Annotated in this window: 18 protein-coding genes and 2 CRISPR repeat arrays; of the genes, 12 read left to right on the top strand and 6 right to left on the bottom strand. The window is 64.9% G+C overall.

All coding sequences use genetic code 11. The annotated features are described in order from the left end of the window. Positions 1-13 precede the first annotated feature (13 nt). Both HND92_RS00355 and HND92_RS00350 read left to right on the top strand, forming a co-directional pair. Positions 14-1,534 (top strand): acetyl-CoA hydrolase/transferase family protein, encoded by a 1,521-nt coding sequence (locus tag HND92_RS00355; RefSeq protein ID WP_256376578.1) that lies wholly within the window; start codon positions 14-16, stop codon positions 1,532-1,534. 236 nt (positions 1,535-1,770) lie between these two features. Next, positions 1,771-2,850: an IS630 family transposase gene (locus tag HND92_RS00350; RefSeq protein ID WP_005801445.1), complete on the top strand. Its 1,080-nt coding sequence runs from the start codon at positions 1,771-1,773 to the stop codon at positions 2,848-2,850. Positions 2,851-3,229: 379 nt separating this feature from the next. Here HND92_RS00350 and HND92_RS00345 read toward each other — a convergent pair whose 3' ends face one another. After that, positions 3,230-4,387, bottom strand: coding sequence for an ABC transporter substrate-binding protein (locus HND92_RS00345; protein WP_172205019.1), 1,158 nt, complete (start codon positions 4,385-4,387; stop codon positions 3,230-3,232). Positions 4,388-4,610: 223 nt separating this feature from the next. Here HND92_RS00345 and HND92_RS00340 point away from each other — a divergent pair, with 223 nt between their 5' ends. Then, positions 4,611-5,033, top strand: coding sequence for a hotdog fold thioesterase (locus HND92_RS00340; protein WP_011803515.1), 423 nt, complete (start codon positions 4,611-4,613; stop codon positions 5,031-5,033). 358 nt (positions 5,034-5,391) lie between these two features. On the opposite strand, the gene HND92_RS00335 is transcribed toward HND92_RS00340, so the two are convergent. Then, positions 5,392-5,964, bottom strand: a complete 573-nt coding sequence (locus HND92_RS00335) for a cob(I)yrinic acid a,c-diamide adenosyltransferase (protein WP_135148641.1) — start codon at positions 5,962-5,964, stop codon at positions 5,392-5,394. A gap of 155 nt (positions 5,965-6,119) precedes the next feature. Between HND92_RS00335 and HND92_RS00330 the strand changes: the two genes are divergently transcribed. The 5 genes from HND92_RS00330 (at position 6,120) to cas2 (ending at position 13,282) form a co-directional block, all read left to right on the top strand. Next, complete coding sequence (locus HND92_RS00330; protein WP_012655178.1) at positions 6,120-6,500, top strand: calcium-binding protein; 381 nt, start codon at positions 6,120-6,122, stop codon at positions 6,498-6,500. 549 nt (positions 6,501-7,049) lie between these two features. Next, positions 7,050-8,474: an FAD-binding oxidoreductase gene (locus HND92_RS00325; RefSeq protein ID WP_123675402.1), complete on the top strand. Its 1,425-nt coding sequence runs from the start codon at positions 7,050-7,052 to the stop codon at positions 8,472-8,474. Between the two features lie 193 nt (positions 8,475-8,667). Next, the gene (gene cas9 / locus HND92_RS00320; RefSeq protein ID WP_172205016.1) at positions 8,668-12,036 is read left to right on the top strand and encodes a type II CRISPR RNA-guided endonuclease Cas9; all 3,369 of its coding nucleotides are present in this window, start codon (positions 8,668-8,670) and stop codon (positions 12,034-12,036) included. Continuing rightward, positions 12,023-12,931, top strand: a complete 909-nt coding sequence (cas1, locus tag HND92_RS00315; protein ID WP_172205013.1) for a type II CRISPR-associated endonuclease Cas1 — start codon at positions 12,023-12,025, stop codon at positions 12,929-12,931. The genes cas9 and cas1 overlap by 14 nt, the downstream gene beginning before the upstream one ends. Positions 12,932-12,973: 42 nt before the next feature. Further along, the gene (gene cas2, locus HND92_RS00310) at positions 12,974-13,282 is read left to right on the top strand and encodes a CRISPR-associated endonuclease Cas2 (protein WP_172205010.1); all 309 of its coding nucleotides are present in this window, start codon (positions 12,974-12,976) and stop codon (positions 13,280-13,282) included. 64 nt (positions 13,283-13,346) lie between these two features. Further along, positions 13,347-15,494: direct repeats of the CRISPR family, unit length 36 nt; unit sequence AGTGTAGCTATCCGGGGTGAGAGAGGGAGCTACAAC. A gap of 28 nt (positions 15,495-15,522) precedes the next feature. Here cas2 and HND92_RS00305 read toward each other — a convergent pair. The 4 genes from HND92_RS00305 to HND92_RS00290 all read right to left on the bottom strand — a co-directional run bounded on the left by HND92_RS00305 (position 15,523) and on the right by HND92_RS00290 (position 23,305). Then, complete coding sequence (locus HND92_RS00305; RefSeq protein WP_231403305.1) at positions 15,523-16,641, bottom strand: IS630 family transposase; 1,119 nt, start codon at positions 16,639-16,641, stop codon at positions 15,523-15,525. Positions 16,642-16,690: 49 nt separating this feature from the next. Next, positions 16,691-20,159: a CRISPR direct-repeat array (repeat unit 36 nt; unit sequence AGTGTAGCTATCCGGGGTGAGAGAGGGAGCTACAAC). 100 nt (positions 20,160-20,259) lie between these two features. Then, positions 20,260-20,862, bottom strand: coding sequence for an NAD(P)H:quinone oxidoreductase (wrbA, locus tag HND92_RS00300; protein ID WP_172204993.1), 603 nt, complete (start codon positions 20,860-20,862; stop codon positions 20,260-20,262). A 138-nt stretch (positions 20,863-21,000) separates the two neighbouring features. Continuing rightward, positions 21,001-21,744, bottom strand: a complete 744-nt coding sequence (locus tag HND92_RS00295; RefSeq protein ID WP_047350918.1) for a gamma-glutamylcyclotransferase — start codon at positions 21,742-21,744, stop codon at positions 21,001-21,003. A 313-nt stretch (positions 21,745-22,057) separates the two neighbouring features. Next, positions 22,058-23,305, bottom strand: a complete 1,248-nt coding sequence (locus HND92_RS00290) for an MFS transporter (RefSeq protein WP_172204990.1) — start codon at positions 23,303-23,305, stop codon at positions 22,058-22,060. Positions 23,306-23,364: 59 nt separating this feature from the next. On the opposite strand from HND92_RS00290, the gene HND92_RS00285 reads away from it, so the two are divergent. The 4 genes from HND92_RS00285 to HND92_RS00270 all read left to right on the top strand — a co-directional run bounded on the left by HND92_RS00285 (position 23,365) and on the right by HND92_RS00270 (position 26,890). Next, the gene (locus HND92_RS00285) at positions 23,365-24,291 is read left to right on the top strand and encodes a helix-turn-helix domain-containing protein (RefSeq protein ID WP_172204987.1); all 927 of its coding nucleotides are present in this window, start codon (positions 23,365-23,367) and stop codon (positions 24,289-24,291) included. Positions 24,292-24,454: 163 nt separating this feature from the next. After that, positions 24,455-24,985: an RNA polymerase sigma factor gene (locus HND92_RS00280; protein ID WP_041835835.1), complete on the top strand. Its 531-nt coding sequence runs from the start codon at positions 24,455-24,457 to the stop codon at positions 24,983-24,985. Further along, positions 24,982-25,590, top strand: a complete 609-nt coding sequence (locus HND92_RS00275) for a hypothetical protein (RefSeq protein ID WP_019373992.1) — start codon at positions 24,982-24,984, stop codon at positions 25,588-25,590. The genes HND92_RS00280 and HND92_RS00275 overlap by 4 nt, the downstream gene beginning before the upstream one ends. 79 nt (positions 25,591-25,669) lie before the next feature. After that, positions 25,670-26,890 carry a sulfite oxidase gene (locus HND92_RS00270; protein ID WP_011803507.1) on the top strand — a complete coding sequence of 407 codons (1,221 nt, stop codon included), beginning with the start codon at positions 25,670-25,672 and terminating at the stop codon, positions 26,888-26,890. Positions 26,891-26,917 lie beyond the last annotated feature (27 nt).

Genomic DNA, 26,917 nt, shown 5'->3' with positions numbered 1-26,917 from the left:
GTCTGGAGTTAGCGTGTCCACCTCGTCGTCCCCCCGTATCCAGCACCCCGGTCTGGCCCAGAAAATCATGAGCGCGGCCGAAGCCGCGGCCCTGATCCCGGCCGGCGCCAATATCGGCATGAGCGGCTTCACCGGCGCGGGCTATCCCAAGCAGGTGCCCCTGGCGCTGGCCGCGCGCATCGAGGCCGAGCATGCAGCAGGCCGGCCGTTCCAGGTCAACGTGTGGACGGGCGCCTCCACCGCGCCCGAGCTGGACGGCGCGCTGGCCAAGGTGAACGGCATCCACCAGCGCCTGCCGTTCCAGTCGGACCCGATCTGCCGCGACAAGATCAACGCGGGCGAGGTGCACTACCTGGACATCCACCTCTCGCACGTGGCGCAGCATGCGTGGTTCGGCTTCCTGGGCCCCATGCAGGTGGCTGTGGTGGAGGTGCTGGGTATCCTGCCCGACGGCCGGCTGATCCCCTCGTCCGCCGTGGGCAACAACAAGACCTGGCTGGAGATCGCCGACAAGGTGATCCTCGAGGTGAACTCGCTGCCCCCGATCGAGATGGAGGGCATGCACGACATCTACTACGGCACGGCCATTCCCCCGCGCCGCCAGCCCATCCACCTGACGCAGGCCACCGAGCGCATCGGCGAGCCCTACCTGCGCGTGGACCCGTCCAAGGTGATCGCGGTGGTCCAGACGCACCAGCGCGACCGCGACACGGCCTTCGCCAAGCCCGACGCAGTCTCCAACCAGATCGCCGCGCACATCATCGACTTCCTGGCCCACGAGGTGAAGGTGGGCCGCCTGCCCAAGAACATGCTGCCGCTGCAGTCGGGCGTGGGCAACGTGGCCAACGCGGTGCTGGCCGGGCTGCTGGACGGCCCGTTCGACGAACTGCTGGGCTTCACCGAGGTGCTGCAGGACGGCATGCTGGAGCTGATCAAGCGCGGCAAGATGACCGCGGCGTCGGCCACCGCGATCTCGCTGAGCAGCGAGGCGCTGAAGGACTTCAACGAGCACATCGCCTTCTACCGCGACCGCATCGTGCTGCGCCCGCAGGAGATCAGCAACCACCCCGAGCTGGTGCGGCGCCTGGGCGTGATCGCCATGAACGCCATGATCGAGGCCGACATCTACGGCAACATCAATTCCACGCACGTGATGGGCTCGGCCATGATGAACGGCATCGGCGGCTCGGGCGACTATGCGCGCAACGGCTACCTGTCGTTCTTCGTCACGCCCTCGGTGGCCAAGGGCGGCAAGGTGAGCTGCATCGTGCCCATGGTCTCGCACGTGGACCACACCGAGCACGACACGCAGATCATCGTCACCGAGCAGGGCCTGGCCGACCTGCGCGGCCTGTCGCCCCGCCAGCGCGCGCAGGTCATCATCGACAAGTGCGCGCACCCGGACTTCCGCCCGCTGCTGCAGGACTATTTCGACCGCGCGCGCAGCAAGGGCGCGCAGCACACGCCCCACATCCTGGGCGAGGCCTTGTCCTGGCACGAGCGCTGCCTGGCCACGGGCAGCATGCTGCCCTGAGGGCCCAGCCGTCCCTGGCGCCCCGGGGCCTACAGAAAGAACGGAGAACTGGCGCGCCCCAGGCAAGGGCCTGGACCGGCCGCGCCACCCCATGGCCGAGGATGCGCCCCCTGCCCGGATCGCGCCGCAAATGCGAGAGAGGGACTGCGGGGCGCACTAGTGTGGTGTCTCAAAAATAGATAGAACTATTTTGACCGGTGTTGGTCGAATCAGCTTCCTTATAGGAGACTACGCTGATGGCCCACCCTGGACGCCCCGCCACGAAGCTGCAGATCACCGATGCCGAGCGCGCAGAGCTGCATGCGCGACTGCGCGTACGCAAAGCGCCCGAGGACGAGAAGCTGCGCATGCGAATCGTGCTGGGCTGCGCAGATGGGGAGTCGGGCACCATGATTGCCCAACGCTTGGGCACGACGGTGCAAACTGTCTCCAAGTGGCGGCGGCGCTACCGGGCGTATCGTCTGGCGGGTTTGACCGATGCCCCGCGCGCTGGCCGCCCGCGCAGTGTGGGCGACGAGCAGGTTCAGCTCATTGTGGACAAGGTTCGCCAGAGCAAGCCTGACAACGCCACGCACTGGAGCGTGCGCCAGATGAGTCGGCACGCTGGCGTATCGCCCGCGACGGTGCAGCGCATCTGGCATGCCTTTGGGCTGAAGCCGCACCTGCAAGAAACCTTCAAGCTATCGACGGATCCCCATTTCGTGGACAAGGTACGGGATGTGGTGGGGCTGTATATGGCACCACCCGATCGCGCCTTGGTGCTGTGCGTGGACGAGAAGAGCCAGATCCAGGCTCTGGATCGCACCCAACCAGGGTTACCACTGACGTTTGGCAAACCCAGCACGCGCACGCACGATTACAAGCGCCATGGCACAACGTCGCTGTTTGCAGCGCTGGATGTGGCCACTGGCAAAGTCATAGGACAGCTCAAGCGCCGTCACCGCAGTGTGGAATTCCTGCAGTTCCTCAAAGCCATCGATGCAGCGGTGCCTGGCGAACAAGACATCCACCTGATCATGGACAACTACGGCACGCACAAGACGCAGGCAGTGCGGGCCTGGCTAGCAGCCCATCCTCGCTACCACGTTCACTTCACGCCCACCTCAGCGTCCTGGCTCAATCTGGTCGAGCGTTTCTTTAGCCAGATCAGCGAGCAGTGGATCAAGCGCAGCGCCCACACCAGCGTTGCTCAGCTGGAGCAATCCATACGGGAATACATTGATCGTCACAACGAGGATCCCAAGCCGTTCGTGTGGCATAAAAGTGCGGACACCATCTTGGCATCTGTGGCGCGGGCAGCGAGTACCATTATTTGATGATTACTTTTGAGACACCACACTAGGGCCTGTTCACACTATTTTTGCCAGATGCGTTGCGATCAAAAAGGGCCAGGCGCAAGGCGCCAAACGAAGCTGGGGTGCTACCCCAGCGAGGCTTGGCAACGCCGCGAATGGCCCTTTTTGATCGCAACCCGGAGGGAACGGAGTGAAAACCGCGCCACGCGTCGTTGCCCTCCTAGCCAAGGCCCCGGCCTTGGCGTCGTCACGCGCCTAGATTGGCGCGGTTTTCACGCCATTCGCACTGGCAAAAATAGTGTGAACAGGCCCTAGCTGCCTGCGCAGGCTTGGACGACCCCGAAGGGCTGCTGCCTTGGGCAGCTGCACCGAGGCGCGAAGCGCCTCAGCGGTGCCGTGTTCAGGCGATGAAGCGGCCCGTGCTGCCCAGCACGCCCAGGTCGATGAAGCGCGAGCCCACGTAGGGCGCCTGGCCGCTGTAGTCCACCACGAAGCCGCCCAGGTCCAGGTTGCGGATGCCCGCCAGCGCCGCGCGCAGCTTGGGCTGGGTCACGTCCTTGCCGGCACGGTCCAGGCCTTCGATGAGCACGCGCGCGTTCACGTAGGCCTCCAGGCTGCCTTGCGAGAACTCGCTCTTGCCCTGCGCGCGCATGGCGGACTGGTAGTCGCGCACCAGCTGCAGCTTGGCGCGGTTGGGGTCGGGCACGATCATGGACAGCGCGAGGCCGCTGCCGTCCTCGCCCAGCTGGCCCAGGCTGGCGCTGGGCAGCGTCACGCTCAGGCCGGCCATGAGCACGCCGGGCGATTCCTTCTTGATGCCGCGCACCAGGCCCACGGACACCGTGCCCGCGGTCGCCAGCAGCACGGCCGAGGGGCGCGCCGCGGCCACGGCCTGCAGCACCTGGGGGAGGTTCTTGCCGTCGGTGGCCACGGCCACCTGCACGGCGGGCTTCATGTTCAGCGCCGCCAGGGCGCGCGTGGCGTCCTCCAGCATTTCGCGGCCGTAGCCGTTGTCCAGGTACACCACAGCGATGCCCTTCAGGCCCATGCCCGCCAGTCGCTGGATGAGGCGCTGCACCTCGTCGGTGTAGCTGGCGCGCACATGGAACACGTTGCGCGTGGTCTTGCGCAGCGACGACGCGCCCGTGATCGGCGCCACGTAGGGAATACCGGCCTCTTCCACCAGCGGCACGATGGCCGTGTTGTTGGGCGTGCCCACGCACGACAGCAGCGCCAGTGCGCTGCCCTGGCCGATGATCTGCTTGACGTTGGCCAGCGTGCGCTCGGGGTCATAGGCGTCGTCCACCATCTGCAGCTGCAGCGTGCGCCCATGCACACCGCCGCGCGCGTTGGCCTGCGCGAAAGCAGCGCCCGCGCCCAGCTGGATGTCGGTGCCAAAGCCCAGCAGCGGGCCGCTCATGGCGGCCGAGCAGCCGATCGAGAGGGCCTTGGCGGACACGCCTGGCGCGTCCTGCGCACGGGCCGGGAGCACGAAGGCCGGCGCGGCCGCGAGGGCGGCGGCCCGGCCGGCTTGGAGGACAAACTGGCGGCGTTGCATGGTCAAAGGAATGTGTGGGTTGGATGGGAAGGCAGCCCCGCGGCGCCCCGGCCCGCTGGTGGGCCGCACAAAGCACTGCGCACGGGAAACGGATATGCTCCAAACGAGCAAACCGGTCGATTCTGGGCGTGTGGAGGTTGCAACTTCCGCCACCGAGCCCACCAATCGTGCCAAAGCCCGGAGCCGCTGCCGGGCGCAGCCCTGATGTGAGACCCCTCAGACCATGTCCCTCTGGAAAAAACCCACCACCCTCGCGCTGATCACCGCCTCCAGCGCCAACACCGCCGTGAGCCACCTGGGCATCGAGTTCACCGAAGTCGGCGACGACTTCCTGCGCGCGCGCGTGCCCGTGGACGAGCGCACGCGCCAGCCCTTCGGCCTGCTGCACGGCGGCGTGAGCGTGGTGCTGGCCGAGACGCTGGGCTCGGTGGGCGCCTACCACGCCAGCCCCGAGGGCTGGCTGGCCGTGGGCCTGGACATCAACGCCAACCACCTGCGCGCCGCCAGGAGCGGATGGGTCACGGGCACGGCCCGGCCGGTGCACATCGGCAAGACCACACAGGTCTGGCAGATCGACATGGTGAACGACGCGGGCGAGCTGACCTGCGTGTCGCGCATCACCATGGCGATGCTGGCGCCGAAATAAAGGCATCCCCCTGAGGCGCTGCGCGGCGTCTGCTGGCGTGGCCTGCTCCGCGGACTTCGGAAGGGCAGCATGACGAGGGATCGGGCGCCGGCACCGTTCCGGGCCGCAGTGGGACAATGGGTCCAATCGGGGTGTAGCGCCTGATGGATAAGCGCGAGCAGCTACTTTTTTAATAGCAACACCACCCCACTCGCGCCCAAAGACAGCGCCTGCGGCCTGCGCTGCGGCTTTCGGAAGGTTGGAGCGGGGTGATGGGTTGCGCGCCGGCGCACCTGCCGCGTTGCGGAGACTTATGCGCCCCATCGTGTTATGCGCCCCATCGTGCCGCAGCGCTTGACCAGCCTGCGCTGGCAGCTACTTATTCAGTAGCATGGTTCTGGCGTGCCAGGCGCTCGCTCTTCCAGTAGACCTCGCTGCCGCCGTCCATGCGGTTGAGCGCGCGCGAGAGCACGAACAGCAGGTCGGACAGACGGTTCAGGTACTGGCGCGGCGCGGCGCGCATGGTCTCGTGCTGCTGCAGCGCCACCACGGCGCGCTCGGCGCGGCGGGCCACCGTGCGGCACACATGGGCCTGGCAGGCGGCGCGCGTGCCCGCGGGCAGGATGAATTCCAGCAGCCGCGGCAGCTCGGCGTTGTAGCGCGCGAGCGCGTTGTCCAACTGCAGCAGCGCATCGTCCTTGAGCAGCTCGTAGCCGGGCATGGACAGCTCGCCGCCCAGGTTGAACAGCTGGTGCTGCACGTCGATCAGCAGCTCGCGCATGTCCGCGGGCAGCGGCTCGCACAGGAGCAGGCCGATGTGGGAGTTGAGCTCGTCCACGTCGCCCATGGCCTGCGGGCGGCCGCTGGCCTTGGACACGCGGGTGTTGTCGCCCAGGCCCGTGGACCCGTCGTCGCCGGTGCGCGTGGCGATTTGTGTCAGTCTGTTTCCCATGGCGCGTTTCCTCCTCATTCGGGGCCGGGGCGACGATTGTGCGTTACATCCGCCGGGCCATTGTGGAGACGGGCAACAGCGGGCAAAAGTGCTGGCTGCGGCATCCATGCTGCGGTGCAATGAAGGCCTGTTCAACTTCCACCGGAGCCGAATCGATGCCTCACACACCGCAACGACGCACCCTCCCCTCCTTCGATGCCCGCAGCGTGATGCTGTTTGCGGCGCTGACCGTGGGCGGTGCGGCGGCGCAGGCCCAGACGCCCAGCGCCCCCTCCGCACAACCGCAGTACCAGACGGGGCCGGGCCCAGCCACAACGCAGCCCAAAGCGACCTTTGGCGGCAGCAGCACGGCCACGCCCAGCGGCAGCAGCGCCAGCGCCAGCGCCTTTGAACGCGCCGATGCCAACCGCGACGGCCAGCTGAGCAGCGCCGAGGCGGGCCAGCTACCCGCCATCGCCAACCGCTTCCAGGCGCTGGACAAGGACAAGAACGGCAGCCTGTCCCGCACCGAGTTCGAGGCCGGCAGCCGGTCTTGACGCTTAAAGGGACGGGCATGGTCAAGCATTGATTACGCACCCTTCGAGCGCAACGCCGTACCCGTCCTGGGCGGCCCGTCTGGGCGACCCCGCCCTCTCGGGCCGCCACCACCCCCCGCCTGCACTGTCCTCCAGGGTGCGGGCGGGGTTTTTCCATGGATACACGCTAGGGCCTGTTCACACTATTTTTGCCAGATGCGTTGCGATCAAAAAGGGCCAGGCGCAAGGCGCCAAACGAAGCTGGGGTGCTACCCCAGCGAGGCTTGGCAACGCCGCGAATGGCCCTTTTTGATCGCAACCCGGAGGGAACGGAGTGAAAACCGCGCCATTCGTCGTTGCCCTCCTAGCCAAGGCCCCGGCCTTGGCGTCGTCACGCGCCTAGATTGGCGCGGTTTTCACGCCATTCGCACTGGCAAAAATAGTGTGAACAGGCCCTAGATCGGCCTTTCGCCACAGGCCGACCATGGTGGACTCTCAACACGCGGCCCGCAGGCCGCAGCCCGGACTTCTAGAATGGCCGCCACCCACGCGCCTTGAAGGAAGCCCGCCATGAACGCCCCCGCGACCACCGCCCATCTGCAACCCCTGACCACGCCGCGCCCCGTGCCGCAGGCGATGCTGGACGCGCTGGCCGCACGCTTTGGCGCGCAGTACTCGGCGGCGCAGGCGGTGTGCGAGCAGCACGGGCGCGACGAGGGCTCGCTGCAGGCGCCCCCGCCTGCGGCCGTGGTCTTTGCCGAGAGCACGCAGGACGTGCAGGACGCCGTGCGCCTGGCCGCGCAGTATGGCGTGCCAGTGATCCCCTACGGCGCGGGCTCGTCGCTCGAAGGGCACTTGCTGGCCGTCCAGGGCGGCATCAGCATCGACATGGGCCGCATGAACCGGGTGCTGTCCGTTGACGCCGACGACCTCACCGTGACCGTGCAGCCCGGCATCACGCGCAAGCAGCTCAATGAGGCGATCAAGGACACGGGCCTGTTCTTCCCCATCGACCCCGGCGCCGACGCCAGCATCGGCGGCATGGCCGCCACGCGCGCCAGCGGCACCAACGCCGTGCGCTACGGCACCATGCGCGAGAACGTGCTGGCGCTGGAGGTGGTCACCGCCCGTGGCGAGGTGATCCGCACCGGCACGCGCGCCAAGAAGAGCAGCGCGGGCTACGACCTCACGCGCCTGATGGTGGGCAGCGAGGGCACGCTGGGCCTGTTCACCGAGGTCACCGTGCGCCTGTACCCGCTGCCCGAGGCGGTGAGCGCGGCGATCTGCTCGTTTCCCACCATCGAGGCCGCCGTGCGCACGGTGATCCAGACCATCCAGCTCGGTGTGCCGATCGCGCGCGTGGAGCTCATCGACGCCAACAGCGTGCGCATGGTCAACGCCCACAGCAAGCTCCGTCTGCGCGAGGAGCCGCTGCTGCTGATGGAATTCCATGGCTCGCCCGCTGGCGTGCAGGAGCAGGCCGAGGTGGTACAGGACATTGCACGCGAATGGGACGGCAACGCGTTTGAATGGGCCACCACGCCCGAGGAGCGCACGCGCCTGTGGACCGCGCGGCACAACGCCTACTTTGCCGCCGTACAGAGCCGCCCCGGCTGCAAGGCCATCAGCACCGACACCTGCGTGCCCATCAGCCGCCTGGCCGACTGCCTGCTCGACTCCGTGGCCGAGGCCGACGCGAGCGGCATCCCCTACTTCCTGGTGGGCCACGTGGGCGACGGCAACTTCCACTTCGGCTACCTGCTGGACCCGGCCGTCCCCGCCGAGCGCGAGACAGCCGAGCGGCTGAACCACCAGCTCGTGGCGCGCGCGCTGCGCCTGGGCGGCACCTGCACCGGCGAGCACGGCGTGGGCGTGCACAAGATGGGCTTTCTGGTGGACGAGGCCGGCGAGGGCGCGGTGGAGATGATGCGCGCCATCAAGCGCGCGCTGGACCCGCAGAACATCCTCAATCCGGGCAAGATCTTCGCGCTGTAGTTCCACCGGCGCCCACCACCGCACATCGTTGCGTTTTGACAAACTCCGTTACGCGCCGACAATAAAAAAAGCCTGACAGGTTTCCCCGCCAGGCTTTTGGGTACGGACGGGGTCTTGCGACCCCTCCTTATTGCAGCAACGGCTCTCACCCCGGATAACCACAATCGGAGCAGAGTATAGCAAGGGAGATCTCATGGCGCAGTACGTGTTTGGACTGGACATCGGCATTGCCTCGGTCGGTTGGGCTGTGCTGGATGCGCAACGCATTGTCGATCTCGGTGTGCGCTGCTTCGATAAAGCCGAAACCGCCAAGGAAGGCGACCCGCTTAACCTGACACGGCGCCAAGCGCGCCTATTGCGCCGCCGCCTGTACCGCCGCGCATGGCGCCTGACGCAAGTAGCACGGCTGCTCAAGCGCGAAGGCCTTATTGCCGACGCCAAACTGTTTGCGCAAAGCCCATCATTTACCGACAGCGCCTGGGAACTGCGCCGCCAGGGGCTCGATCGTCTGCTCACGCCGCTGGAATGGGCTCGCGTGATCTACCACCTTTGCAAGCACCGAGGCTTTCACTGGACAAGCAAGGCCGAAGAAGCCAAGGCTGACAGCGATGCCGAGGGTGGACGGGTCAAAAAGGGGCTGAAGGATACGGCGGCACGGATGAGGGAGAAAGGCTATCGCAGCGCCGCCGAAATGGTGCTGGCCGAATTCCCCGGTGCGCAGCGTAACAAGGGCGGACAGTACGACAAAGCCCTTTCGCGCGTGCTGCTGGGTGAAGAACTGGCGCTACTGTTCGCCACTCAGCGACGCCTAGGCAATCCTCACGCCAGCGAGCGTTTCGAGGCGCTCATCCTTGGAAATGGCATTAGCCGCAGCGGTCTGTTCTGGCAGCAAAAACCTGCACTGGCAGGGGCCGATCTGCTCAAGATGTTGGGCAATTGTACGTTTGAAAAGGACGAGTACCGGGCCGCCAAGGCCAGCTTTTCCGCCGAACGCCATGTGTGGTTGACCCGGCTTAACAACCTGCGCATCGTGGTCGATGGCCGCTCGCGACCTTTGAACGAAGCCGAGCGCCAAACCGTTCTGTCGCTGCCCTATCAAATCGAGAGTTTCAAATACAAAACGCTGAAAGGCGTCCTCGTCAAAGCAGGCCTGTGGAGCGATGACCTGCGCTTTGGCGGCCTGGCCTACCCCAGCCGCGCGCAGGCCGAAGGAGAGAAGGCAAAGGATCCTGAAGATCAGATCCTCGTCAAGCTGCCCGCGTGGCACGAACTGCGCAAAGCATTCAAAGAGCAGCAATCCCTGTGGCTTCGCATCAGCACGCCTGCCCTTGAGGGAAACCCCGATTTGCTGGATCGGATTGCCACAGTGCTCAGTATTTACAAGGATGGTGCCGAAGTGGAACAGCAACTGCGCCAGTTGCCCCTGCCCGAGCCGGACACTTGCATCACGGTGTTGGAAAAAATCAGCTTTGACAAATTCTCCAGCCTGTCGCTCAAAGCCCTGCGCCGCATCGTGCCGCTCATGGAAGCCGGTGCCCGCTACGACGAAGCTGTGGCGCAGATTCCGGAGTACGGCCACCATAGCCAGCGCCTCAGCGCCGATGCAGCCAAGCGCCTGTACCTGCCACCGTTCTATGAAGCACAGCGAAAGTACGGCAAGAACGATCGCGTGGGCTCGATGCAGTTTAGGGAGGACGCCAACATCCCGCGCAATCCTGTGGTGCTGCGTGCACTCAACCAGGCCCGCAAGGTGGTCAACGCCCTGGTTCGCGAGTACGGCAGCCCCATGGCCGTGCACATCGAGATGGCACGCGATCTGTCACGCCCACTGGATGAACGCAACAAAGTCAAGAAAGCGCAAGAGGAGTTTCGCGACCGCAACGAAAAGGCCCGCACCGACTTTGAAAGGGATTTTGGCTACCAGCCCAAGGCGTCGGCGTTCGAAAAATGGATGCTATACCGCGAGCAACTGGGTCAGTGCGCCTACAGCCAGCACGCGCTCGACATACAGCGTGTGCTGGACGACCCCAACTACTCCCAGGTGGACCATGCCCTGCCCTATTCGCGCAGCTACGACGACAGCAAGAACAACAAGGTGCTGGTGCTCACGCGCGAGAACCAGAACAAGGGCAACCGCACTGCGTTTGAATACCTCACGAGCTTCCCGGGCGGCGAAGAGGGCGAGCGCTGGCGTGCCTTCGTGGCCTGGGTGCAGGGCAACAAGGCCTATCGCATGGCCAAGCGCAGCCGGCTGCTGCGCAAAAACTATGGCCCCGAGGAATCCAGCGGCTTCATCGACCGCAACCTCAACGACACGCGCTACATCTGCAAGTTCTTCAAGAACTATGTGGAAGAGCACCTGCAACTGACACCCCGCGCGGACGGAGAAACCAACCGCCGCTGCGTGGTCGTCAACGGACAGCTCACATCCTTTTTGCGCGCCCGCTGGGGGCTGACCAAAGTGCGTTCAGACAGCGACCGCCACCACGCCCTCGACGCTGCCGTGGTGGCAGCCTGCACGCACGGCATAGTCAAGGCGCTGGCCGACTATGCGCGCCACAAGGAATTGGAGTTTTTGCAGGAAGGCTTTCCAGACCCCGCAACCGGCGAAATCCTCAACCCTGCCGCTTTTGACCGCGCACGGCGGCACTTCCCCGAACCGTGGGCGCATTTTCGCCACGAGTTGCAGGCGCGGCTGTTCATCGACGACGTGGCCGCGCTGCGCGAAGACATGCAGCGCCTGGGCACCTACACCGAAGAAGATCTCAACCATCTGCGGACCTTGTTCGTCTCACGTGCACCGCAACGGCGCAATGGCGGCGCCGTCCATAAAGAGACCATTTACGCCCAGCCAGAGCGGCTGCTTGCCCACCCAGAGACCAAAGGCAGCGTCATCGAGAAGGTGGCGCTGACCAGCCTCAAGCTCCAGGACCTGGATACGCTCGTCGAACCCCATCGCAACGAACGGTTGTATGCCGCCATACGCCAGCGTCTGGAAGCCCACGGGGGCAAGGCTGAAAAGGCCTTTGGTCCCGGCAACCCGCTGCACAAACCGGACAAGAACGGACTGCCCACCGGCCCCCTGGTGCACAGCGTCAAGCGGGTGGTCAAGCAAACGGGCATTCCCATCCGGGGCGGGCTGGCCAAGAACGACAGCATGTTGCGTGTGGATATCTTCACCAAGGCGGGCAAATTCCATCTGGTGCCGGTGTATGTGCATCACCGGGTGACAGGGTTGCCGAATCGGGCCATCGTGGCGTTCAAGGATGAAGACGGATGGACACTGATTGATGACAGCTTTGCATTCTTGTTTTCGGTATATCCGAATGACTTCGTCAAAGTCACACTCAAGAAGGAAGCTTTTCAGGGCTATTACTCCAGCACCAATCGCTCTACTGCTGCAGTGAACTTGTGGGCACACGATCGAAACATTGCAACAGGCAAGGACGGTCTTTACCAAAGCATCGGTGTCAAAACAGCCCTGTCCTTGGAAAAATTTAACGTCGATGTGCTGGGTCGCATCTACCCCGCCCCGCCGGAGGTGCGCCGTGGTCTGGCGTAGCGTGGTCATCAACCGGCCCGCTCGCCTGAAGCGCGAGCATTTCGCGCTAGTGGTGGAGCAAGAGCAAAGCGCGCGCGTACCCTTCGAGGACATTGCGGTCATCGTGCTCAACCATCGCGAAATCACCCTGACTCACCCCGTGCTCTCGGCCTGCGCCGATTACGGTATTGGCCTGTACAGCACGGGCGACAACCACCAACCGAATGGCGTGTTTCTGCCCTTTCTGCCGCACAGCCGCGCCACACGCATGCAGCGCCTGCAACTCGGTCTGGACAAACCCAGCACCAAACGCGCCTGGGCTCGCATCGTGCAGGCCAAGCTCCAGAACCAGGCCCGCTGCATGGAACTGACCGGCACCACGGGCGCCGAACGGCTGGCCTCGTACGCGCGGCGCGTGCGCTCGGGCGACGGCGGCAACCTGGAAGCGCAAGCCAGCGCATATTACTTTCCGCAGGTGTTTGGCCGAAGCTTTCATCGCAGCCAGACCGGCTGGGTGAATGCCGCGCTCGACTACGGCTACGCCGTCATGCGCGGTGCCTGCGCGCGGGCGCTGGTGCAGCACGGCATGCTGCCCAGCCTGGGACTGTTTCACAGTAGCGAGCAAAACGCCTTCAACCTGGCCGACGATCTGATCGAGCCCTACCGCCCCATTGTCGATTTGCATGTGGCGCAACAACATGTCCGGACGACGGATACCGACCTGCAACCCGCCGACAAGGCCGCGCTGGTGGGGCTGCTGAATGTGGACGTCGCCATGCCGCGCGGGCAAATGAGCGTGCTGGCATCCATCGAGCAGGCAGCCGAATCGCTGGCGCGGCTGTACGACGGCGGTAGCGAGCAAGTGCTGGAGCTCCCCGGCCTGATCGGCCTGCGCCAGCACGTCTTCGAGATGTAGCGGCGCGCACGCACCACCATGGGCCAGGACACGAGGCGATTCATGCGCATGTTGGTGTTCTTCGATCTGCCCGTGGTCACTAAGGCCGAGCGGCACGCCTACACCGTGTTCCGCCGCTTTCTGCTGAACGATGGCTACGACATGATCCAGTTCTCGATCTATGGCCGCATCCTCAACGGCAACGATGCCGTGCAAAAACACATGCAGCGCCTGCTGGCCAACCTACCACCCGAAGGCTCGGTGCGCGTTCTTACGGTGACGGAAAAGCAGTTTGCAAGCATGAAACTGCTGGTCGGCATGCCGCTGTTTCAGGAAAAAAAGGTCTCGGCCAATCAAATGGCACTGTTCTGAAACCGATTTTTGGAGAACGAAAACCCGCGCTCCGCCAAGCGGGGCGCGGGTTTCGAGGGGGCCGAGTGTAGCTATCCGGGGTGAGAGAGGGAGCTACAACCCACATCAGCGGATGCTCGGCGTCGCAGTGAGTGTAGCTATCCGGGGTGAGAGAGGGAGCTACAACAGGAAGCCAGATATGGCGTCCCCGCTCTCGAGTGTAGCTATCCGGGGTGAGAGAGGGAGCTACAACCTGCGATAGCAGGATGTTCCCGTCCTGTCGAGTGTAGCTATCCGGGGTGAGAGAGGGAGCTACAACTTACAGCAGCGCGGCGTCATTCACTACCACAGTGTAGCTATCCGGGGTGAGAGAGGGAGCTACAACTTACAGCAGCGCGGCGTCATTCACTACCACAGTGTAGCTATCCGGGGTGAGAGAGGGAGCTACAACCGTAATGCTCAAGTCCGTAGCATGATGCGCAGTGTAGCTATCCGGGGTGAGAGAGGGAGCTACAACTGGGCACCAGCACGCCGCCATGCTGATCCCAGTGTAGCTATCCGGGGTGAGAGAGGGAGCTACAACGGCCTGCCCAGTAGCCCACTTCCTGCACGCAGTGTAGCTATCCGGGGTGAGAGAGGGAGCTACAACGCACCGCGGATGGCTCTGGCACCGGTGGCGAGTGTAGCTATCCGGGGTGAGAGAGGGAGCTACAACTCTACGACGATCCGAGTCCGGAGTCTCAGCAGTGTAGCTATCCGGGGTGAGAGAGGGAGCTACAACCCAGGCGCAGGAGGCGTCTTCCTCGTCTTGAGTGTAGCTATCCGGGGTGAGAGAGGGAGCTACAACCAGCCATCTCATCACTGTCACGGCACAGCAAGTGTAGCTATCCGGGGTGAGAGAGGGAGCTACAACGTGCTCCAGAGACTTGCTGTCGTAGAGTCTAGTGTAGCTATCCGGGGTGAGAGAGGGAGCTACAACGTGGGAGGCGATCAGGCTCCAGCGGCCCACAGTGTAGCTATCCGGGGTGAGAGAGGGAGCTACAACGATCGCGCTCGCAGAGGTCGAACCTGACGCAGTGTAGCTATCCGGGGTGAGAGAGGGAGCTACAACACCGTCAAGGATGGCCCCGACCTGGCAGAGAGTGTAGCTATCCGGGGTGAGAGAGGGAGCTACAACAGGCGAAGATGCTCAGCCTGTCGACCATCAAGTGTAGCTATCCGGGGTGAGAGAGGGAGCTACAACCTGTGGTCAACTGCTGCGCCATCTCGGGATAGTGTAGCTATCCGGGGTGAGAGAGGGAGCTACAACGGCGACGATGGCGGATGCTTCAAGGCGGCGAGTGTAGCTATCCGGGGTGAGAGAGGGAGCTACAACTCTGAAAACTGCATCCAAATCGACCGTCACAGTGTAGCTATCCGGGGTGAGAGAGGGAGCTACAACCAGCGCGGCGCGCACCTCGTGGTCTGAAAAAGTGTAGCTATCCGGGGTGAGAGAGGGAGCTACAACGCGCGAAGAATGGGCACGACGGATCGCTTCAGTGTAGCTATCCGGGGTGAGAGAGGGAGCTACAACGGCCCCGCGAGAAGTCGCGCAGGGCCATTTAGTGTAGCTATCCGGGGTGAGAGAGGGAGCTACAACAAACAGGAAGCGATCCGTCGTGCCCATTCTAGTGTAGCTATCCGGGGTGAGAGAGGGAGCTACAACGCCCAGCAGGTTGGCTGTTTGCCCGGCGGTAGTGTAGCTATCCGGGGTGAGAGAGGGAGCTACAACGCTTCGGCGTGCTGGGCCTTGATGGCGGCGAGTGTAGCTATCCGGGGTGAGAGAGGGAGCTACAACAACCATCGGGGTGGTGAGGTTGGATGGTTTAGTGTAGCTATCCGGGGTGAGAGAGGGAGCTACAACCAGCTCGACGGTGGCCTGCACCTCGGCTGAAGTGTAGCTATCCGGGGTGAGAGAGGGAGCTACAACGTCGGCGGCGGCGCGTGCGTCCACGCTGTTAGTGTAGCTATCCGGGGTGAGAGAGGGAGCTACAACACCTATGGCAGTCAAAGCCCAATGGGTGCGAGTGTAGCTATCCGGGGTGAGAGAGGGAGCTACAACAAGCGCCTTCACATCGCCCGAACCTGCAAGAGTGTAGCTATCCGGGGTGAGAGAGGGAGCTACAACGTCGCGGGCGCGGATGAAGGTGTTGAAGGCAGTGTAGCTATCCGGGGTGAGAGAGGGAGCTACAACGTACGGAACGACCGTTGCAGACAACCCTCTAGTGTAGTGTTGCATTCTGTTTGGAACTTAATCGGCTATTGGCGCGGATGACCTTTTGCAGGATGTCGCGAGCGTTCTTGGTCCAGATGAACGGCTTGGGGTTGGTGTTGTGATGCGCGATGTACTCATCGATGGCCGAGACGAGTTCGGGCACGCTGGTGAACACCCCGCGGCGTAGCCGGTTCTCGGAGATGTCGCGAAAGAAGCGCTCGACCATGTTCAGCCACGATGCCGAGGTCGGCGTGAAGTGCATGTTGAATCTGGGGTGCTTGGCCAGCCACTCCTGCACAGCTGGATGCTTGTGCGTGGCGTAGTTGTCGGCGATCAGATGCAGCGTCTTGTCCTTGGGCGTCTCCCGATTGATTTGACGCAGGAACTTCAGCCACTCGATGTGGGTGTGGCGCTGCTGGCACTGGCCGATGACCTGACCGTTGAGCACGTTGAGCGCAGCGAACAAGGTGGTTGTGCCGTTGCGCTTGTAGTCGTGCGTCATGGTGGCCGCGCGCCCCTTCTTGAGCGGCAGCCCGGGCTGCGTTCGGTCCAGCGCCTGCACCTGGCTCTTTTCGTCGCAGCACAGCACCAGCGCATGCTCGGGCGGCGACATGTAAAGCCCCACGATGTCTTCGAGCTTTTGCACGAACTGCGGATCGCGCGAGACCTTGAAGCCGCGCACGATGTGAGGCTTGAGACCGTGGGCCTGCCAATGGCGCATCACGGTGCTGGCGCTGACGCCCAACTCAGCGGCCATCGTGCGCGTGCTCCAGTGCGTGGCCGCCTCGGGCTTGGTCTGTGTGGTTAGCTTCACAAGCTTGGCCACATCCACCTTCACCGGCGGTGCGCCGCGCGGCAAGTCGCGCTCGATACCTTGCAGCCCCAATTGCAGGTAGCGTTCACGCCAGCGCGCCACCTGCACGCGCCCAATGCCAAGCTGCTCGGCAATATCCTTGTTTTGCAGCCCCTGCGCGGCCAGCAGCACGATCTGGGCGCGCTGGGCCAATCTGACGCTGGTGCGCTTGGAGCGCGCCAGCCGGCTCAGCTCGCTTTCCTCTTCATCCGTCAACACAATCGTCGGGGCAACTCGCAATTTTTCACTCCAATGCAAACCGTAGTAGAGCATTGGAGCGTGGTTGCTCAATTAAGTTTCATTAAGAATCAAACACTACACTAGTGTAGCTATCCGGGGTGAGAGAGGGAGCTACAACGCGCGGGTCATGCCTGCCCCCGATGCGATTAGTGTAGCTATCCGGGGTGAGAGAGGGAGCTACAACCGCTGATACCACCGCTCGATGGGACTCTGAAGTGTAGCTATCCGGGGTGAGAGAGGGAGCTACAACTACCTTTTGAAATTCCCCCTCTCCAGCAGGAGTGTAGCTATCCGGGGTGAGAGAGGGAGCTACAACCAGGGCTTCGTACTCCGCGCGGGCGATGGGAGTGTAGCTATCCGGGGTGAGAGAGGGAGCTACAACAATGTCCTTGCCCAGCGCAGCGGCCAGGAAAGTGTAGCTATCCGGGGTGAGAGAGGGAGCTACAACCAAGTTGGGTTATGTTGAACTGAAATTGGTAGTGTAGCTATCCGGGGTGAGAGAGGGAGCTACAACGCTCCACAAACTGCGATGCGAGATTGATGGAGTGTAGCTATCCGGGGTGAGAGAGGGAGCTACAACCGTCTTATCAACCTTGACGGGCACGATTCGAGTGTAGCTATCCGGGGTGAGAGAGGGAGCTACAACCGCAACAGTTCCTGTGCGCGCATGGAAGCAAGTGTAGCTATCCGGGGTGAGAGAGGGAGCTACAACACGGGATGCGATATCAAGACAACTACAGTGAGTGTAGCTATCCGGGGTGAGAGAGGGAGCTACAACAAGTAGTCGCGCAGGGTCATTCCAGACGCAAGTGTAGCTATCCGGGGTGAGAGAGGGAGCTACAACGTAGTCCTGAATGCCGACACGCGCCCCCATAGTGTAGCTATCCGGGGTGAGAGAGGGAGCTACAACCAGCCCGGCCGCCTTGGCGTCATCCATGCTAGTGTAGCTATCCGGGGTGAGAGAGGGAGCTACAACTCTGGACTAAAGGGCTTTTGCATTGGAGCGAGTGTAGCTATCCGGGGTGAGAGAGGGAGCTACAACGCGCTTGCAGCGACTTCCGCAGCGCGTCGGAGTGTAGCTATCCGGGGTGAGAGAGGGAGCTACAACCAATCCGTCCAGGGCGAACCAGAAGAACATAGTGTAGCTATCCGGGGTGAGAGAGGGAGCTACAACATGGGCGCGCTCGGCCCCATGGTGGAGCAGAGTGTAGCTATCCGGGGTGAGAGAGGGAGCTACAACTTCGCGCATGGCTGTGTCGAGTGCATCCATAGTGTAGCTATCCGGGGTGAGAGAGGGAGCTACAACCGCAATCATACTGGAGAGCAGCCCAGCGAAAGTGTAGCTATCCGGGGTGAGAGAGGGAGCTACAACCAGCTCGACGGTGGCCTGCACCTCGGCTGAAGTGTAGCTATCCGGGGTGAGAGAGGGAGCTACAACCCAAGCGCCTGTGCACCGGTATCCAAGTTGAGTGTAGCTATCCGGGGTGAGAGAGGGAGCTACAACTTCTATCCCCAGGCGGCGCACCACCTCTTGAGTGTAGCTATCCGGGGTGAGAGAGGGAGCTACAACTTCCAGTGCCTCGGGGCCAATACCAGACCGAGTGTAGCTATCCGGGGTGAGAGAGGGAGCTACAACCGACCGTGACGAGGCTCGCCGTCAGATGAAAGTGTAGCTATCCGGGGTGAGAGAGGGAGCTACAACCAGCCATAGTTCCTCAACCAACACGCCGACAGTGTAGCTATCCGGGGTGAGAGAGGGAGCTACAACACTGGAGGCAAGACATGACTGAACCCCGCGAGTGTAGCTATCCGGGGTGAGAGAGGGAGCTACAACATTCGTGGATGAAGAGCGTCTCCACCATCAAGTGTAGCTATCCGGGGTGAGAGAGGGAGCTACAACCGGCAGCTGTGAACCATGTTTCTTCGGCCAAGTGTAGCTATCCGGGGTGAGAGAGGGAGCTACAACCTCGCTCAGGCCATACAGCGCGTAGTGCACAGTGTAGCTATCCGGGGTGAGAGAGGGAGCTACAACCCTCGATGACGACGGGCTTCTTGCGGAATTAGTGTAGCTATCCGGGGTGAGAGAGGGAGCTACAACTCTACACGCAGCTTCACATCCGTGCCGTTGAGTGTAGCTATCCGGGGTGAGAGAGGGAGCTACAACGATCTACACGACGCAACAACGACTGCGTGGAGTGTAGCTATCCGGGGTGAGAGAGGGAGCTACAACGCGCTCGGTGTTCTTCACCAGATTGAGCCCAGTGTAGCTATCCGGGGTGAGAGAGGGAGCTACAACGCCCTCCAGGTAAAAGTGCTCGGTCAGCTTAGTGTAGCTATCCGGGGTGAGAGAGGGAGCTACAACCTCCGGGCCAGCCGAAGTGCGGCATTGATGAGTGTAGCTATCCGGGGTGAGAGAGGGAGCTACAACCTGAGTGACATTTCGTTGATGGCGCAGTACAGTGTAGCTATCCGGGGTGAGAGAGGGAGCTACAACTGGGTCAGAACGGTATATCCGAGTCCATGTAGTGTAGCTATCCGGGGTGAGAGAGGGAGCTACAACGTTGAGCATGTCGGCGAAGCCCTTGCGGAAAGTGTAGCTATCCGGGGTGAGAGAGGGAGCTACAACACGGCCTGAGAAACAACCAACGCATTTTGAAGTGTAGCTATCCGGGGTGAGAGAGGGAGCTACAACGGGGCGAATGAAGTGGGCGCCAGGTCTGACAGTGTAGCTATCCGGGGTGAGAGAGGGAGCTACAACATCGCCGACAAAGCCAAGGCCATGGGCGCAAGTGTAGCTATCCGGGGTGAGAGAGGGAGCTACAACCAATGGCGCTGTTGAGGCGCTCGACGCTCTAGTGTAGCTATCCGGGGTGAGAGAGGGAGCTACAACCGCCTGGTCAAGATCGATGGCGACGCGCTTAGTGTAGCTATCCGGGGTGAGAGAGGGAGCTACAACCACGGGCTTGTGCTTTGCCTTGCGCAGCCAAGTGTAGCTATCCGGGGTGAGAGAGGGAGCTACAACGTAGTCCTGAATGCCGACGCGCGCCCCCATAGTGTAGCTATCCGGGGTGAGAGAGGGAGCTACAACATCAAGTCCGACACTGCCGACATGCTCGCAAGTGTAGCTATCCGGGGTGAGAGAGGGAGCTACAACCGCCCCGAGGGCTTCATCATCTATCTGACAAGTGTAGCTATCCGGGGTGAGAGAGGGAGCTACAACCGGCTGGAAGCGCTAACCGTACCGGCTCTTAGTGTAGCTATCCGGGGTGAGAGAGGGAGCTACAACGGTCGGTACTCGCGCACCATCCCTTCTGTTAGTGTAGCTATCCGGGGTGAGAGAGGGAGCTACAACCTTTCTCAATGCGCGCTCCTTTGCAGGTTCAGTGTAGCTATCCGGGGTGAGAGAGGGAGCTACAACCGCAATTGCGCTGGTGGAATCTTCCGTGGAAGTGTAGCTATCCGGGGTGAGAGAGGGAGCTACAACCACGCGCCGCGTCCAGCCGCGGCCGAAGGCAGTGTAGCTATCCGGGGTGAGAGAGGGAGCTACACCCCGCACGCAACTGCGCTTGTGCTTTACCGCGAGGCTTGCTCCCGCTGGTGTACGGCCACGCAAGGCAAGGTGCACGCCATGCGGGGCTCTGACGTAAAGACTCAGCCCCCGAACAACTTGTTGGCCGTCTCGGCCACCAGACGGCCCTGGAAGCGTGCGCCGTCCAGCTCGGTCGCGCTGGGCTGGCGCTGGCCCTGGCCGCCGGCGATGGTGGTCGCACCGTAGGGGGCGCCGCCCACCACTTCGTCCAGCGTCATCTGGCCCTGGAAGCTGTAGGGCAGCCCCACGATCACCATGCCGAAGTGCAGCAGGTTGGTGATGATGGAAAACAGCGTCGTCTCCTGCCCGCCGTGCTGCGTGGCGGTGGAGGTGAACGCCGCGCCCACCTTGCCGTTGAGGGCGCCGCGCGCCCACAGGCCGCCCGCCTGGTCGAGGAAGCTGCCCATCTGCGAGGGCATGCGGCCAAAGCGCGTGGGCGCGCCGACGATGATCGCGTCGTAGTTTTCCAGCTCGGCCACGGTGGCGACGGGTGCGGACTGGTCCAGCTTGAAGTGCGCGGACCGGGCGATCTCCTGCGGCACCGTTTCGGGAACGCGCTTCACGTCCACCGTGGCACCGGCAGAGCGCGCGCCTTCGGCGACGGCCTGCGCCATGGTTTCGAGATGGCCGTAAGTCGAGTAGTAGAGAACGAGTACCTTGGACATGACTTTCCCTTTTCAAGAACGCTTGTGCAGCCACAAGCAGCATGGCAGGCAGCGCGCGCAGCACCCCGCCGCCTTCATGGGCCAGCACACGGTGGCACCCCGCTCCAGCAGGCTCCACCGGCGCCGGTTCGATCTCACTTAACCACCCCGGTCCTGCGCCGCGCGGTGCGCGCGCACCCGGGCAGCCAGGCAGCGCACGTAGTCATCGCGGATGCCCAGTAGGTCGAGTTGGCACGCCAGCTGGTCCAGGTAGTCGCGGTTGCTGCCCACGCTGCCCTGCGCGCTGGCGATGATGGCCGCGGTGTCGTCCAGCGACAGCCCGCCGCGGTGCAGCGGGTGCGCGGTGTTGGCGGACAGCACCAGCGCGCGCACACCGCCCTGCGGCGTGTGCAGCGGTTGAAAGCCCGGGCAGTAGCTGCCGTGGATCATTTCGCGCCGCCACAGCATGCGCGACTCCCGCTCCAGCAGCGCCTGCGGAATGCGGAATGCCAACCCCTCGCAGTCACCCACGCCGCGCTGCAGCGTGAGCACCAGCCCCGGGCTGTCGGGTGTGCCGCGGCCGATCGTGGTGGCCAGCGCGAAGCGGCGCGCATGGTCCGCGAGCCGGGCGCGGCGCACCTCGTCAAAGTGGATGGCGGGGTTCCACATCAGCGAGCCGTAGGCAAACACCCAGAGGTCGCACCCCTCGCTCTGCGCCAGCACGGCCTGGCGTGAGCGCTCGACCACGTCATCGGGCAGCCGCCAGTCGGCGGACAGGCCCTGCTGGCGCGCCTGTGCATCCCAGGCGGCGAGCACCTCGTCGGTCAGGCGCAGCCCGCTGGCCTGGGGCGGCGTGAGCCGTCCTTGCAGTTCGGGCAGGTGCCTGAAGGCGTGGGGTTCCATGGGTGGGGTCGATGCAGAACCGGGGAAGGAGCGGGTCCTTACGCTGGAGAACGGCGCGGCGGCGCGCCGCTCTTCACTGCGGTTCACTGTATTTCGTATCCACCGCTTGATCAATGGGCCAGAGCGCATCACACCGTCCTGCATAACGGCCGAATGCAGGCTGCGACGAACGCTTGCCGCCCCGCGCCCGGCGGCAGGGGAACCGCCAAGCCGGTATGCGCGGCGCAGGGCTTGCCCTGGAGGGCGCGCCATCGCTCCTGTTTCAATAGCTGTTAGCGCTTGCTACGTATGCGCTGGAAGCCCCCGGCACCTATCACGCAGCCTGCGCCTGGCGCCGTGCCACGCCACCGCCCACCAGTGCCGCCGAGACCACACTCAGCACCAGCGCCAGGGCCGAACCGTAGAAGATGTCGGCGGTCTGCCCGCGGTCCAGCAGCACGCCAAACAACGGCGCCGCGACGGAAAAGCCCAGGTCCAGCCCCGAATACACCGTGCCGTACACGCGGCCCGTGGCGCCGGGGGGCGCGGCGCGCTTGATGAGCATGTCGCGCGACGGACCGGCAATGCCCACGCCCATGCCCGCCAGCGCGGCCACGGCCAGCGCCACCGTGCCGGGCAGTGCGCCCAGCCCCACCAGCACCAGCAGCGCGGCGGAGGCCATCAGGCAGATGCTGATGGTCTTTTCCAGCCGCACCACGCGGCCCACGAGGAAGCCCCCGATCACCATGCCCACGGCACTGCACAGCATGTAGCCCGTGACCACCATAGAGGTCAGCGACAGCGGCATGTCGTACATCCGCTGCAGCGCCGGGGCGGCAAAGCTCTGGATGGCGCTGAGCGAGCAGGTGCTCCAGAAGAAGAACGAGAAGCACAGCCACACGGCCGGCAGCTTGAGGAAGGCCATGGGGTGTTCCTGCGCGTGCGCGCTGCCCGTGGCGCCCTTGGCCGGCGCATGCGCCCAGGCGCCCTGGCGATCGTCCAGCGCGTCGCGGTTCCACACCATGACGGCCAGCACCACCAGCGCCAGCGCACCGCCGCTCAGGCAGGCCATGCGCCACGATCCCGCGGCCGTGGCGATGCCCGCCATGAACAGCGGCGCGGTGGCCCAGCCCAGGTTGCCCGAGATGCCGTGCACCGAGAAGCCGTGGCCCAGCCGCGCGGGCGACACGCGCTTGTTGAGGATGGTGAAGTCCACCGGGTGGAACGGCGCATTGCCCAGGCCCGCCAGCACCGACGCCACCACCAGGCCCAGGTAGCCGCTGGCGCTGCCCGCGGTGAGGCCCGCCAGCGCAAAGCTGGCCAGCGCGGCGAACAGCACCGGGCGTGCGCCCACGCGGTCCACCAGGAAGCCCGACAGCGCCTGGCCCACGCCGGAGACCACGAAGAACACCGAGACCAGCAGCCCCAGTTCGGAATAGCTGTAGCCGAACTCCGCGATCAGGAAAGGAAACAGCGGCGGCAGCAGCAGGTGAAAGAAGTGCGAGGAGCCGTGCGCAAGGCCGATCAGGCCAATGGTGCGCGCGTCCTGGCGCAGGGTGGGGGCAGCAGTCGTCATGGCCATGATCTTAGGCAAGGCAGCCGCGGCCGATATACGATAGTCGGCCAATTACTGTCGCGATCATGCCAAGCCCGTCCCTTGCCCGCCCTGCCCCACCGCCTGCCGAGCCCGTCGCGGCCAGCACCGCCGGCCGCGCCGCGCGGCCGGTGCGCGTGCTGTCGTACGTGGAGTCGCTCACGCCGCACCTGTTCGTGCCCAGCCGGGAGCGCCCCGTGCGCGCCAAGCACCGCGAACTGCGCGCCGACACACAGGTGCGCCCGCACAGCCATCCCTGGGCGCAGGTGGCCATCTCCACCACGGGCGTGCTGCGCCTGACGGTGCCGCGCGGCACCTACATCGTGCCGCCCTCGCGCGCGCTGTGGATCCCCCCGGGCGTGGAGCACGCCGTGACCATGGTGGAAGACGCCGACCTGCGCACGCTGTACTTCTACCAGCCGCCCGGGCGCTGCGGCCCCGCCGTCGCGCGCGCGCAGGAAGAGCCCTGGCGCCAGTGCCGCGTGCTGGAGGTGTCCGAGCTGCTGCGCGCCGTGGTGCGCGAGATGCCCACCGACCCCGACGACGGCGCCCCACCGCCGCCCGAGCTGCTGCACCGCGAGCGCCACCTGAGCGCGCTGATCCTGGACGAGTTGCGCCGTGCCAGCAGCGTGCGCCTGGGCGTGGACCTGCCGCGCGACAAGCGCCTGCGCCACCTGTGCGAGGCGGTGCTGGCCGATCCCACGCGCCACGACACGCTGGCCGACTGGGCGCGCGACACCGGCGCCAGCCCGCGCACGGTGGCGCGCCTCTTTCGCCAGGAGCTGGGCAGCACCTTCACGCAGTGGCGCCAGCAGGTCATCCTGGCCCAGGCGCTGGCCTTGGCGGCTCGGCGCCGGCCCATCAACCAGATCGCCGCCGAGCTGGGCTACAGCAGTCCCAGCGCCTTTTCAGCCATGGTGCGGCGCGCGGTGGGCATGTCGCCGGGGCGCTTCCTGGGCTCGCCGCAGTCGTGAGGCGGACGTGCTTTTGTATGAAAAACGGCTCTAGCGCCCGTCAATTCTGCGCAAGCAGCTATCAATTGAGAAGCATCAAAGTCCTACACCCATTCCGCCATCCAAGGGTTTTCCCTGACGCTTGGCATGGAATGGATCAAGGCGCCGGCCGCTCCTAGTCCCCATGATTTCCACGGCCGAGTCGCGCTACAACCAGTGGGTGCGCGATCACTACCGCTTCCTGCTGCGCAGCGCCTGGGCGCTGACGGGCTCGCGCGCGCTGGCCGAGGACGTGGTGCAGGACTGCTTTACCAGCGCCTGGCGCCACCGCGACCAGCTGCGCGACGCCAGCCTGGCGCGCGCCTGGCTGTTCCAGATCATGCGGCGCCACGCGCTGCGCCACCTGCTGCCGCAGCAGCCGCTCCAATACAGCGCCGACGACCCGGCGCACGACGTCCCCGCACCGCCCTCGCCCATCGACGACCGGCTGGACGTGGTCAAGGCGCTGGCCCGCATCGCCCCCATCCACCGCGAGGTGCTGGTGCTGTACTACTTCGACGACATGTCCACCGCGCAGATGGCCGAGGCGCTGGACATCGCGCCCGGCACGGTGCTGTCGCGCCTGGCCCGGGCGCGCGATGCACTCAAGGCCGCGCTCGGCCCGGCGCCGGCTGCCAGCGCCGGCGTGATCCCCCTGCGAAAGGCCAGCCGATGACCCGCCCCACCCCTCCGCAGGACCTACTCGCGCAGGCGCTGCAGGAGACCGATTTCGACCTGCGCGCACGCGCCGAGATGGCCTTGGCCTTTCCCCCCTCCGAGCCGCCCGCGCATCTGTTCAGACACACGCCCTGGCATGCACGCCGCGGCGTGCGGCGGCTGCTGGCCGCGCTGCTGGCCGGCAGCACTGCGGCGTCGGCCGTGTTCGCCATGCGCCCGCCCTCGCTGGTGCGCTCGGCCATCGAGCACGAGTACTACGAACGTACGCTGCGCGGCAGCTTCATGCCCGAGGCCGAAGTCGCCCGCCACCTGGACCTGCCGCCCGGCCAGCCCCTGCCCGGCTTCACCCAGCTGCTGCGCCCCTGCGAGATCGAAGGCAGCCGCGCCTACCACCTGACCACCTTCTTCGAGAAGGGCGGCATCGTCACCGTCATGGCCTTCGACCAGCCCACGGCCCTGCCCGACGGCCAGGGCTGGTGGGCCAACAGCTACTGGCAGGTGGCGCGCTCGCGCGAAGGCCGCCCGCTGGTGCTCATCGCGCAAAAAAAACAGGCGCTGGCCGTGGCCAGCCGGGCGCTGGCAGCGCCGGCAGCGGCTCACTGAGCGGCCGGCTGGCCGCGCCTCTTTCTTCACTTTACTTTTCCCACCAACCCCAGCAACGATTCCCAGGAGACAACGCCCCATGCACACCCAAGCTCCCGCCTCCCTGCCCCGCCGCCGCCTGCTGGCGGGCAGCGCCAGCGCGCTGGCCGCCGCCGGCCTGGCCAGCTTCCACCAGGGCGCCGCGGCGCAGTCGGCCGCGCCGGCCGCGGCCAAGCCGCTGCCCGGCTACGCCGGCTGGAAGAACGCCGATGCCGTCATCGTGCACAGCAGCACCACCATCGAGACGCGCCGCGGCGCCTTTGGCACCAGCGTCATCACGCCCTCGGACCAGCTGTACGTGCGCAACAACCTGCCCACGCCGCCCGAGTCCATCGTCGCTGACCGCGACGCCTGGCAGGTGCAGGTGAGCGGGGTAAAGGAGCCGCGCCGCCTGTCGGTGCGCGAGCTCAAGGCCATGGGGCTGGAGACGGTGACCATGGTGCTGCAGTGCTCGGGCAACGGCCGGGGCTTCTTCCCCAGCAAGCCCAGCGGCACGCCCTGGACGGTGGGCGCCGCCGGCTGCGTGGTCTGGAGCGGCGTGCCCGTGCGCGACGTGGCGCGCGCCCTGGGTGGCGTGGCTGACGGCATGAAGTACATGACCGGCACCGGCGGCGAGGTGCTGCCCGCCGGCATCGACCCCAAGACGGTGATCGTCGAGCGTTCGGTGCCGCTGGAGGCCATGCAGGATGCGCTGCTGGCCTGGGAGATGAACGGTGAGCCCATACCGCTGGCGCACGGCGGGCCGCTGCGCCTGATCGTGCCGGGCTACACCGGCGTGAACAACATCAAGTACATCGGCCAGCTCGCCTTCACCGACAAGGAGAGCGAGGCGCGCATCATGAGCCACGGCTACCGCATCTCGCCGCCGGGCGGCAAGGGCGACCCCAGCCAGCCGTCGGTGCAGCAGATGAGCGTCAAGTCCTGGATCAACGGCCCGCTGCCCGAAGATGGCGAGCTGGCCCCGGGCCGCGTGCAGATCCACGGCGTGGCCTTCGGCGGCATGCACGCCGTCAAGGGTGTGGAGGTGTCCGTCGATGGCGGCAAGACCTGGCAGGCCGCGCGCCTGGTGGGCCCGGACATGGGCCGCTACGCCTGGCGCCAGTTCGTGCTGCAGGCCGACCTGCCGCGCGGCAGCCACACCCTGGCCAGCCGAGCCACCGATGCTCAGGGCAACGTGCAGCCCGAGCAGCGCGAGGAGAACCAAGCCGGCTACAACAACAGCAGCTGGGCGGACCACGCGGTGACCGTCAAGGTGGCCTGAAGCGCCCGCCCCACCCTCTCTCCATCC

It is taken from the genome of Diaphorobacter sp. JS3050 (assembly GCF_013154915.1).
Taxonomy (GTDB): Bacteria; Pseudomonadota; Gammaproteobacteria; order Burkholderiales; family Burkholderiaceae_C; genus Diaphorobacter; species Diaphorobacter nitroreducens.
This window is presented reverse-complemented; position numbering and strand designations above follow the sequence as displayed.